Annotated in this window: 7 protein-coding genes; 3 read left to right on the top strand and 4 right to left on the bottom strand. The window is 69.5% G+C overall.

The window, feature by feature from the left end:
* Window positions 1-76: 76 nt before the first annotated feature.
* The 3 genes from AB0M26_RS10570 (at window position 77) to AB0M26_RS10560 (ending at window position 5,098) form a co-directional block, all read left to right on the top strand.
* On the top strand, window positions 77-1,372 hold the full coding sequence (locus tag AB0M26_RS10570) for a ribonuclease D (RefSeq protein ID WP_365257741.1): 1,296 nt from the start codon (window positions 77-79) through the stop codon (window positions 1,370-1,372).
* Between the two features lie 382 nt (window positions 1,373-1,754).
* Entirely contained in the window at window positions 1,755-2,972 is a 1,218-nt protein-coding gene (locus AB0M26_RS10565; protein WP_365257738.1) for an acetyl-CoA C-acyltransferase, read from the top strand.
* Window positions 2,969-5,098 (top strand): 3-hydroxyacyl-CoA dehydrogenase NAD-binding domain-containing protein, encoded by a 2,130-nt coding sequence (locus tag AB0M26_RS10560; RefSeq protein ID WP_365257735.1) that lies wholly within the window; start codon window positions 2,969-2,971, stop codon window positions 5,096-5,098. Before AB0M26_RS10565 ends, AB0M26_RS10560 begins: the two co-directional genes overlap by 4 nt.
* A 111-nt stretch (window positions 5,099-5,209) precedes the next feature.
* Here AB0M26_RS10560 and AB0M26_RS10555 read toward each other — a convergent pair whose 3' ends face one another.
* The 4 genes from AB0M26_RS10555 to AB0M26_RS10540 all read right to left on the bottom strand — a co-directional run bounded on the left by AB0M26_RS10555 (window position 5,210) and on the right by AB0M26_RS10540 (window position 11,055).
* Window positions 5,210-6,718 (bottom strand): amino acid permease, encoded by a 1,509-nt coding sequence (locus AB0M26_RS10555; RefSeq protein ID WP_365257732.1) that lies wholly within the window; start codon window positions 6,716-6,718, stop codon window positions 5,210-5,212.
* A gap of 172 nt (window positions 6,719-6,890) precedes the next feature.
* The gene (gene dxs / locus AB0M26_RS10550; RefSeq protein WP_365257729.1) at window positions 6,891-8,825 is read right to left on the bottom strand and encodes a 1-deoxy-D-xylulose-5-phosphate synthase; all 1,935 of its coding nucleotides are present in this window, start codon (window positions 8,823-8,825) and stop codon (window positions 6,891-6,893) included.
* A 176-nt stretch (window positions 8,826-9,001) separates the two neighbouring features.
* Window positions 9,002-10,270: a sugar ABC transporter permease gene (locus AB0M26_RS10545; RefSeq protein ID WP_365257726.1), complete on the bottom strand. Its 1,269-nt coding sequence runs from the start codon at window positions 10,268-10,270 to the stop codon at window positions 9,002-9,004.
* Complete coding sequence (locus AB0M26_RS10540) at window positions 10,267-11,055, bottom strand: ATP-binding cassette domain-containing protein (protein ID WP_365257723.1); 789 nt, start codon at window positions 11,053-11,055, stop codon at window positions 10,267-10,269. The genes AB0M26_RS10545 and AB0M26_RS10540 overlap by 4 nt, the downstream gene beginning before the upstream one ends.
* Between the last annotated feature and the right edge of the window lie 161 nt (window positions 11,056-11,216).

Here is an 11,216-nt window from a genome sequence, read left to right as displayed (position 1 = left end):
GACGCTCGCTCGGCGTCGACGGCCACAGATCCAGTTCCGTCGGCGGGCGCCGTGCATCCACGGATACCCTTGACGGGTGACCGATGCCCAAGAGACCGCAGAAGACCGCACACTGCGAACCCCCAGGAGCACTGCCTCACCGGCGGACGCCACCGAGGGCCCCGAACTCAAACCGGCACCGGTCCCCTTGCTCGAGCCCCGTGAGGGCATCCCCCCGGTCGTCGCCACGGCCGACGGTCTCGCCGAGGTCGTGGCCGTCTTCGCCGCCGGAACTGGATCTGTGGCCGTCGACGCCGAGCGAGCGTCCGGCTACCGCTACGGCCAACGGGCCTATCTCGTACAGCTCCGGCGCGCGGGTGCCGGGAGCGCGCTCATCGACCCGGTCGGCTGTCCGGACCTCTCCACGCTGAACGCGGCGCTGGGCGATGCGGAGTGGGTACTGCACGCCGCCACCCAGGACCTGCCGTGTCTGCGCGAGATAGGCATGACACCGCAGCGCCTGTTCGACACCGAGCTCGCCGGGCGGCTCGCCGGCTTCGCCCGGGTAGGGCTCGGCGCCATGGTCGAGAGCGTCCTCGGCTATGCCCTGGAGAAGGGTCACTCCGCCGTCGACTGGTCCACTCGCCCGCTGCCCGAGCCCTGGCTGCGCTACGCGACGCTGGACGTCGAGCTGCTCATCGACCTGCGGAACGCGCTGGAGGAGGACCTCGAGCGGCAGGGGAAGCTGGAGTGGGCACGCCAGGAGTTCTCGGCCATCGCCGCCGCGCCCCCGGCACCGCCGCGCAAGGACCCCTGGCGCCGCACCTCGGGCATGCACAAGGTGCGCCGGCGCCGACAGATGGCGGTCGTACGGGAGATGTGGTCCGTACGCGACCGGATCGCGCAGCGGCGCGACATCTCCCCCGGCAAGGTGCTCGGCGACGCGGCCATCGTGGAGGCCGCCCTCGCGATGCCCTCGGCAGCCCAGGCACTCGCGATGCTGCCCGGCTTCGGGCACCGGATGGGGCGCAGGCAGCTCGAACAGTGGCAGACGGCGGTCGACCGGGCCAGAGCGCTGCCGGAGGAGGAGCTGCCCCAGCCCGGCCAGCCGCTGACGGGGCCACCGCCGCCCCGCGCCTGGGCGGACAAGGACCCGGCCGCGGCGGCCCGGCTCTCGGCGGCCCGTGCGGCCGTGACGCAGCTCGCGGAGGACCTGAACCTTCCGCAGGAGAATCTGATCACGCCGGACACAGTCCGGCGGCTGTGCTGGGAGCCCCCGGCCGGGGCGACCGAGGAGGCGGTCTCGTCCTTCCTGGCCGATCACGGTGCGCGGCCCTGGCAGATCGAGCAGACCGTGCCCCTGCTGACGCGGGCGCTTAAGGCCGAAGCCTGACGCTGAGGGCCGAAGCCTGACGCTGAGGGCCGAAGTCTGACGCTGAAGGCCGAAGTCTGACGATCTCCGCTCCGGCGGTGATGCCCGCCAGGGCCTGGCGTACGGTCCCTGGAGGGGTTCTCCGATCGGCCCCCCGCAGGAGCACCCTGGAGGGAGCGCACGGAGCAGGTGCCCGGGCAAACCGCCCCCGCACGGCCGTACGCAGGTGGGTTTCCGCGTCCGTACGGGCTTCCTGCCGCGCCGCCGCCCGCAACCGGGTGTGATCTGCGACGCTCCGGGCGGCAGGGGTGGGCAGCGTGGTTACCCACAAGTAGCATGGCGGACAGAGCCGCCGTCGCAGGCAGCCTTGCAGCGCCCCGTTCCGCATCAGGAGGAGAGCCAAGTGCCTCGTACCGCTAGGGACGTCGTCTTCGTCGACGGCGTCCGTACCCCGTTCGGCAAGGCGGGCCCGAAGGGCATCTACCACGAGACCCGGGCCGACGACCTGGTCGTCAAATGCATCCGCGAGCTGCTGCGCCGCAACCCCGGCCTGCCTCCGGAGCGCATCGACGAGGTCGCCGTCGCCGCGACGACCCAGATCGGCGACCAGGGCCTGACCCTGGGCCGGACCGCCGGCATCCTCGCCGGTCTCCCGCAGTCGGTCCCCGGCTACTCCATCGACCGCATGTGCGCCGGTGCGATGACCGCCGTCACCACCACCGCCGGCTCCATCTCCTTCGGTGCGTACGACGTGGTCGTCGCCGGTGGTGTCGAGCACATGGGCCGCCACCCGATGGGCGAGGCCGTGGACCCGAACCCGCGCTTCGTCTCGGAGAAGCTGGTCGACCAGTCCGCCCTGTTCATGGGCATGACGGCGGAGAACCTGCACGACCGCTTCCCGCACATCACCAAGCAGCGCGCCGACGAGTACGCCGTGCGCAGCCAGGAGAAGGCCGCCAAGGCGTACGCCAACGGCAAGATCCAGCAGGACCTGGTGCCGATCTCCGTACGCCGCACCAACGAGGAGGCCGGTGAGACCGGCTGGGGCCTGGCCACGGCCGACGAGCCGATGCGCCCGGGCACCACGCTGGAGAGCCTCTCCGGTCTGAAGACGCCGTTCCGTGCCCACGGGCGGGTCACGGCCGGCAACGCGGCCGGTCTCAACGACGGCGCCACCGCCTCCCTCATCGCCGCCGAGGATGTGGCCGAGGAGCTCGGCCTGCCGGTCAAGATGCGCCTGGTCTCCTACGCCTTCGCGGGCGTCGAGCCCGAGGTGATGGGCATCGGCCCGGTCCCGTCGACAGAGAAGGCGCTCGCCAGGGCGGGCCTGTCCATCGGCGACATCGGCCTGTTCGAGGTCAACGAGGCCTTCGCCGTGCAGGTCCTGGCCCTGCTGGACCACTACGGCATCGCAGACGACGACCCGCGCGTGAACCAGTACGGCGGCGCCATCGCCTTCGGCCACCCGCTCGCCTCTTCCGGCGTCCGGCTGATGACGCAGCTCTCCCGCCAGTTCGAGGAGCAGCCGCAGGTCCGCTACGGCATCACCACCATGTGCGTCGGCTTCGGCATGGGTGGCACCGTGATCTGGGAGAACCCGCACTTCGAGGGGAACAAGTGACCACCACAGCTGAGCTTCTCAAGGGAGCCGCAGAGCTCTTCCCCGACGAGGTCGTGACACAGGCTCACGTACGCCACCTCGACCTCCCGCAGGGGGCAGGGCGCTTCGCGCTCATCACGCTGGACAACGGCCTGGACCACACCAAGCCGACGACCTTCGGCCCGCAGTCGCTCGCCAATCTGAGCGCGGCGATCGACCAGGTCGAGAAGGAGGCCGCGGACGGCGAGATCGTCGGTGCAGGTCTCACCGGCAAGCCGTTCATCTTCGCCGTCGGCGCCGACCTCAAGGGTGTCGAACTGCTGAAGCGCCGTGAGGACGCACTGGCCATCGGCAAGGGCGGCCACGATGTCTTCAAGCGACTGTCCGGCCTGGCCGTACCCACCTTCGCGTACTACAACGGCGCGGCGATGGGCGGCGGCGTCGAGGTCGGGCTGCACTGCAACTACCGCACCGTCTCTTCCGCCATCCCGGCGTTCTCGCTGCCCGAGGTCTTCCTCGGCCTCGTCCCCGGCTGGGGCGGCTGCGCGATCCTGCCGAATCTCATCGGCGCCGACCGCGCGGTCGGCGTCATCATCGAGAACTCCCTCAACCAGAACAAGCAGTTGAAGGGGAAGCAGGTCTACGAGCTCGGGATCGCCGACGCGATCTTCGAGGGCGCGGACTTCCTGGAGCAGTCCCTGATCTGGACCGCCTCCGTGCTGAAGGGCGAACTCGAGGTCGTACGGCCCGAGATCGACCGCGGCGAGGCCTGGGACCAGGCCGTGGAGCGCGGCAAGGCCATCGCCGACGGCAAGGTGCACGGCGCGGCCCCGGCCGCCTACCGCGCGCTGGACATCATCGCAGCCGCCAGGAACGGCGACCTGCGCCAGGGCTTCGACGCCGAGGACGAGGCGCTCGCCGACCTCATCATGGGCGGCGAACTGCGCAGCGGCATCTACGCGTTCAACCTCGTGCAGAAGCGGGCCAAGCGTCCGGCCGGCGCCCCGGACAAGAACCTGGCCCGCCCGGTCACCAAGGTCGGTGTCGTCGGCGCCGGCCTGATGGCCTCTCAGCTCGCGCTGCTCTTCGCCCGTCGTCTGGAGGTGCCGGTCGTCCTGACCGACATCGACCAGGAGCGTGTCGACAAGGGCGTGGGATACGTCCACGAGGAGATCGACAAGCTGCTCCTCAAGGGCCGGGTGAACCAGGACAAGGCCAACCGCCTCAAGGCACTGGTCACCGGCTCGCTGGACAAGGCGGCCGCCTTCGGCGACGCGGACTTCGTCATCGAGGCCGTCTTCGAGGAGATGGGCGTCAAGCAGAAGGTGTTCGCCGAGGTCGAGGCGGTCGTGCCGGAGCACGCCATTCTCGCCACCAACACCTCCTCGCTGTCGGTGACCGAGATGGCCTCGAAGCTGCAGCACCCCGAGCGGGTCGTCGGCTTCCACTTCTTCAACCCGGTCGCGGTCCTGCCGCTGCTGGAGATCGTCCGCGGCGAGAAGACCGACGACGCGTCGCTGGCCACCGCGTTCGCCGTGGCCAAGACGCTGAAGAAGACGGCCGTACTGGTCAAGGACGCCCCGGCGTTCGTCGTCAACCGCGTCCTGACCCGCTTCCTGGGCGAGGTGCTGCGCTCGATCGACGAGGGCACACCGGTCGAGGTCGCAGACCGCGCACTGGCCCCGCTCGGACTGCCGATGTCGCCGATCGTCCTGCTCGAACTGGTGGGCCCGGCGGTCGCCCACCACGTCGCCGGCACCCTGCAGCAGGCGTTCCCCGACCGCTTCGGCGTCTCGGAGAACCTCGGCCGGGTCGTCGAGGCGGGCAAGCGCGGCCTGTACCGCTACGACTCCGGCACGCCGGAGCTGGACCCCGAGGTGGCCGCGCTCTTCCAGGTCGGCGACACAGTCCTGACCGAGGAACAGGTCCGCGACCGTGCGCTGGACGCCATCGCACAGGAGGTCCGGCTCATGCTGGACGAGGGCGTGGTGGCCGAGGCCCAGGACATCGACCTGTGTCTGATCACCGGCGCCGGCTGGCCCTTCCACCTGGGCGGCATCACGCCGTACCTGGACCGTGAGGGCGTCTCGGAGCGCGTCAACGACAAGCGGTTCCTGGAGCCGGGCGTCGCGAGCGTCCCGGCCTGATCGGGCGCCGGGCCTGTCCGGCCCGGTCGCCCTACGGCAGCACAACGAACGGCGCCCGCCTGCGAGTCCCGCAGTCGGGCGCCGTTCGCCGTGCCGTGTGCCGTACGGCTCCTACAGCTTCGTCGTGGAACTCATCCGGCTGTGCGAGCGCCCGTAGAGGAAGTAGATGAAGAAGCCGGCGATCATCCAGCCGCCGAACCGCACCCATGTCTCGGCGGGCAGATTCAGCATCAGCCACAGCGAGGCGCACACGGAGAGGATCGGAATCACCGGGACCCACGGCGTACGGAAGGCCCTGTGCAGATCCGGACGGGTGCGGCGCAGGACGATGACGCCGATCGCGACCACGACGAACGCGAAGAGCGTTCCGATGTTCACCAGTTCCGCCAGCTCCTCGATGCTGGTGAAACCCGCGATGATCGCGATGATGACACCGAGCAGGATCGTCGAGCGGTACGGGGTGGCGAACTGCGGGTGGGTCTTGGAGAAGAAGCGGGGCAGCAGCCCGTCCCGGCTCATCGCGAAGAACACCCGCGTCTGGCCCAGCAGCAGGATCATGCAGACCGTGGTCAGGCCGATCGCGGCTCCGAAGCTGATCGCGCCCGCGAACCAGGGCTTGTCGTTCGCCTTGAACGCGTCGGCCAGCGGCGCGTCCACCGACAGTTCGGTGTACTTCTGCATTCCGGTCACCACGATCGAGACGGCGACGTAGAGCACGGTGCAGATCGCCAGCGAACCGATGATGCCGCGAGGCATGTCGCGTTGCGGGTTCCTGGTCTCCTCGGCCGTGGTCGCCACGACGTCGAACCCGATGAAGGCGAAGAACACGACGGCGGCGGCGGTGAAGATGCCCTGGGCGCCGAAGGTCGTGGGCTCGTACCCGAACATGAGCTGGATCAGCGGTGCGTCCAGGCCCGAGCCCTTCACGCTGCCGGTGGCCTCGGGGATGAACGGGTCGTAGTTGCTGGAGTCGATGAGGAAGGCGCCGGCGATGATGACGATCAGCACGACCGTCACCTTGATCGCGACCACCACTGCGGTGAACCGCGCCGAGAGCTTGGTCCCGAGGACGAGGATTCCGGTGAGCACGAGCACCAGAAGGAAGGCCAGCAGGTCGAAGCCGAACCCCTCGGCCACCGTGGGACCTGCCCACTCGTCGGGCAGATGCCACCCGGCGTTGTCCATCAGCGACCGCACGTAGCCGGACCAGCCGACGGCCACCACCGCCGTACCGAGCGCGAATTCGAGCACCAGGTCCCAGCCGATGACCCAGGCCGGAAGCTCACCGATGGAAGCGTACGAGAAGGTGTACGCGGATCCGGCCACCGGCACCGTCGAGGCGAACTCGGCGTAGCACAGGGCCGCCAGGGCGCAGACGATGCCCGAGACGACGAACGCCAACGCGGTCGCGGGGCCCGCCTGTTCCTTGGCCACGGCTCCGGTGAGGACGAAGATGCCGGTGCCGATGATGACACCGACACCGAAGACGGTGAGGTCGAGGGCGGAGAGGGACCGTGTCAGTGCGTGGTCGGGTTCCCCCGTGTCCTGGATGGACTGTTCGATGCTCTTGGTCCGGAAGACCCCTCCGGCACTGCGACTGTTCGCTTCGCGGCTACTCACCCGGCACTCCTCCACGCTTGCCCGTCCGCGTCATCGTTCTCGTACCCGGGAGGTGTGGCCAGGATTACAGCGAAAGGAACGCCGGATTCACTCGATGGTGACGGTGCGTGGGAATACTGCTGGGCCGGTCGGAGCACTCCGACCGGCCCAGCCACTGGGAGTTGGCCGCGGGTCAGTCGCGGGCGGCCTCGGCGGGAGCGTCATCGGCGGGCTCGTCCTCGTACCGACCGCCGAGCTTGGCGACGAGGCCGGTGACATGACGGGCGATGTCCGGGGCCGTCAGCCCGATCTCGGCCAGGACCTCCTTGCGGGAGGCGTGGTCGAGGAAGCGCTGGGGGATGCCGAAGTCGCGCAGCGGCACGTCCACGCCCGCGTCGCGCAACGCCTGGGCCACGGCGGAACCGACGCCGCCGGCGCGGCCGTTGTCCTCGACGGTGACGACGACGCGGTGGCGTTCGGCGAGCGCGGGCAACTGCTCGTCGACCGGCTTGACCCACCGCGGGTCGACGACGGTCGTCGAGATGCCCTGCTTGTCGAGCAGATCGGCGATCTCCATGCACATCGGGGCGAGTGCCCCGACGGAGACCAGCAGGACGTCGGGCCGGGCCGTCTCGTCCGCCGGGCTGCGGAGCAGGTCCATTCCGCCGATCCGGCTCACGGCCGGTACGGCCGGGCCGACAGCGCCCTTGGAGTAACGGACAACGGTGGGCGCGTCGTCGACCTCGACGGCCTCGCGGAGCTGGGCGCGGAGCTGGTCCGCGTCGCGCGGTGCGGCGATCCGCAGGGAGGGCACGACCTGGAGGATCGACATGTCCCACATGCCGTTGTGGGAGGCGCCGTCGGAGCCGGTGACTCCGGCGCGATCCAGGACGAACGTGACGCCGCACTTGTGCAGGGCCACGTCCATGAGGACCTGGTCGAAGGCGCGGTTGAGGAATGTGGCGTAGATGGCGACGACCGGGTGGAGCCCGCCGGTGGCCAGGCCTGCCGCGGAGACCGCCGCGTGCTGCTCGGCGATGCCCACGTCGTAGACGCGGTCGGGGAAGGCCTTTGCGAACTTGTGCAGGCCGACCGGCTGCAGCATCGCCGCGGTGATGGCGACGATGTCCTCGCGCTCCGTGCCGAGCTTGACCATCTCCTCGCCGAAGACCGAGGTCCAGTCGGCGCCGGCGGCCGAGACGGGCAGGCCGGTGTCGGGATGGATGACCGGCACCGCGTGGAAGCGGTCGGCCTCGTCCTCGACGGCGGGGGTGTAGCCGCGGCCCTTCTCGGTCAGGCAGTGGACGATGACCGGGCCGCCGAAGCGCTTGGCGCGCTGCAGCGCCGACTCCAGCGCCTCGATGTCGTGGCCGTCGATGGGCCCGACGTACTTCAGGCCCAGGTCCTCGAACATGCCCTGCGGGGCGATGAAGTCCTTCAGTCCCTTCTTCGCACCGTGCAGGGTTTCGTAGAGCGGTCGGCCGACGACCGGGGTGCGCTCGAGGATGTCCTTGCCGCGGGCGAGGAAGCGCTCATAGCCGTCGGTGGTGCGGAGGGTGGCGAGGTGGTTGGCCAGGCCGCCGATGGTGGGCGCGTACGAGCGCTCGTTGTCGTTGACGACGATGACCAGCGGGCGGTCCTTGGCGGCGGCGATGTTGTTGAGGGCCTCCCACGCCATGCCACCGGTCAGGGCGCCGTCACCGATCACGGCGACGACGTGGTCGTCCTTCCGCTGCACCTGGTTGGCCTTGGCGAGGCCGTCGGCCCAGCCGAGCACCGTGGAGGCATGGCTGTTCTCGATGACGTCGTGCGGGGACTCAGCGCGCGAAGGGTAGCCGGAGAGGCCGCCCTTGGCGCGCAGCTTGGAGAAGTCCTGACGGCCCGTGAGGAGCTTGTGGACGTAACTCTGGTGCCCGGTGTCGAAGAGCACCTTGTCCTTGGGGGAGTCGAAGACGCGGTGCAGGGCGATGGTCAGCTCGACGACGCCCAGGTTGGGCCCGAGGTGGCCACCCGTCCTGGAAACCGCGCCGACGAGGAAGTCTCGGATCTCCGCCGCAAGCTGGTTGAGCTGCTCCGGGCCGAGCCGGTCGAGATCGCGCGGTCCCCTGATGCGGGTCAGCAACGCCACCCGTGCCTCCTTGCAGTCGAGCTGATCTGTCGAGCCTTGCCGGTCTGCCGAGTCTAATGTTCCGACTGCCCCGGCGTTCGGCGGAGAGTGCGATGTCCGTCACGCGAATGGCCGAGAACACAGCGGTGCCCGGCACCCCCGAGGTGCCGGGCACACGCCGTGAAGCGGCCGGGTGGTCAGGTACGTCCGGCCGACTTCTGAGTCCTGCGGGAAACCGAGTCGATGACGACGGCGGCCAGCAGGACCGCTCCGGTGATCATGTACTGGATCTCGCTGGCCATGCCGAGCAGGTTCAGGCCCTGCTGGATCGACTGGATCACGAGCATGCCGAGGAGCGCGGACCAGATCTTGCCGCGACCGCCGAAGAGGCTGGTGCCGCCGATGACGGCTGCCGCGATCACGTTCATCAGCGTGTTGCCGGCGCCCAGGCTCTTGGTGGCGCCGCCGGACAGGCTGGCGATGAACAGGCCGCCGACGACGGCCAGGGTGCCCGCGATCGTAAAGACCGTGATGCGAATTTTGACCACGTTGATACCGGCACGGCGTGCGGCCTCGGCGTTGCCGCCGACGGCGAAGATCTGCCGGCCGTACGTGGTGCGGCGGACCACGAAATCGGCGAAGACCAGCACCACCAGGAAGATCACCAGCGCCAGCGGCAGGCCGCGCGACTGGTTGAGCTCGTAGGCCGCGATGAAGGACAGCGCCGCCACCACGCCCGTACGCAGAGCGATTTCGCTGGCCGGACGGGAGGGCAGTCCGGCGGTCCTGCGGCGGCGGCTGTCGAGCAGCATCGAACCGAGGTACGCCGCGGACGCGACGAGCGCCAGACCATAGGCAGCCGAAATGTCCTCGAAGTAGTAGTTCGTCAACTGGTCGACAATGCTGCCGCTCGGCGTGTTGATGCTGCCTTCCTGACCCATGAGCCAGATCTGCAGACCGCTCCAGCCGAGGAAGCCGGCGAGGGTGACCACGAAGGCCGGGACCCCGACCCTGGCGAAGAAGAAGCCGTGCAGACCGCCGATGACCGCGCCGGCGGCGATGGCGGCCAGCACCGAGAGGCTGTCACCCATGCCGTGGGTGACGCTGAGCACCGCCCAGATGGCCGCGCCCACACCGGCCACGGATCCCACCGACAGATCGATCTCGCCCAGCAGCAGGACGAAGACGATGCCGACGGCCATGATGCCCTGGCCTGCGACGTAGATACCGATGTTGGAGAGGCTGTCGGCGGACAGGAAGCTTTCGTCCAGCGACTGGAAGATGACACCGATGACGATCAGGCCGAGGATGACGGGGATCGAGCCCAGCTCACCGCCCCGGACCTTCCGCTTGAACTCGGTCAGGTAGCCCTTGAGGCCCTGCTCGCGGACGAGGAGGCGCGGGTCGACGACCGGGATCGGCGCCGCGCTGTCGTCGATGACGTCGGGGGACTTGGTGTCGCTCACTTGGTCACCTCCGCGGTGCGCGCCTGACGGCGCGTCACGGCGTTGTCCGTGGCGCCGGTGATGGCGGCGATGATCTCTTCATGGGAGGTGTCCTTCACGGTGAAGACACCGTTGTTGCGACCCAGCCGCAGCACGGCGACCTTGTCCGCGACCGCCTTGACGTCCTCCATGTTGTGGCTGATGAGGATGACGCCGAGGCCGCGCTCACGCAGCCGCTCGACCAGGTCGAGTACCTGCGCGGTCTGCTCGACACCGAGGGCGGCGGTGGGCTCGTCGAGGATGACGACCTTGGGCTCGCCGATCAGGGCACGGGCGATGGCGACGACCTGGCGCTGACCACCGGAGAGCGACGCAATCGGGATGCGCACGCTGGGGATGCGGATGGACAGGGTGTCCAGCAGCTCCTTGGCGCGCTTCTCCATCGCCACCTCGTCGATGACGCTCGCGCGCCGCAGCTCGCGGCCGAGGAAGAGGTTGGCGACGACATCGAGGTTGTCGCACAGGGCGAGGTCCTGGTACACGGTGGCGACGCCCAGGTCCTGGGCGTCGTGCGGCCGGTTGATGGCGACCCGCCGGCCTTCCCACTCGATGCCGCCCTCGTCGATCGGGTGCACGCCCGCGATCGTCTTGACCAAGGTGGACTTTCCGGCGCCGTTGTCGCCGACGAGGGCGACCACCTCGCCTGTGCGGATCTCCAGATCGACATCGGTGAGCGCCTGGACGGCACCGAACCGCTTGGAGACCCCGCGCAACGCCAGCACGGGCGTAGCGGACACGTGAATCATCTCCTTCACCGCCTGACCGGCGGGGACACCGCGCAGCTGAGTGTGCGCGGGGGATGCGAGAGCAAAAGGCGGGTTTTACTGGGGATTGTCCGGTACCCGCCCAGCCGGCGGGGTGATGGCGGGGCGGGTACCGGACGGGCTTCCGCCGTACGGCCCGTGGC

The organism is Streptomyces sp. NPDC051776, assembly GCF_040681345.1.
GTDB lineage: Bacteria > Actinomycetota > Actinomycetes > Streptomycetales > Streptomycetaceae > Streptomyces.
Note: the sequence above shows the minus strand (reverse complement) of the source record. Positions and strands in the feature narration are given on the sequence as shown.

What these genes read in the sequence shown, in the direction of transcription:
- AB0M26_RS10540 (WP_365257723.1), bottom strand. Translation starts at nt 11,055, where the DNA reads ATGATTCACGTGTCCGCTACGCCCGTGCTGGCGTTGCGCGGGGTCTCC.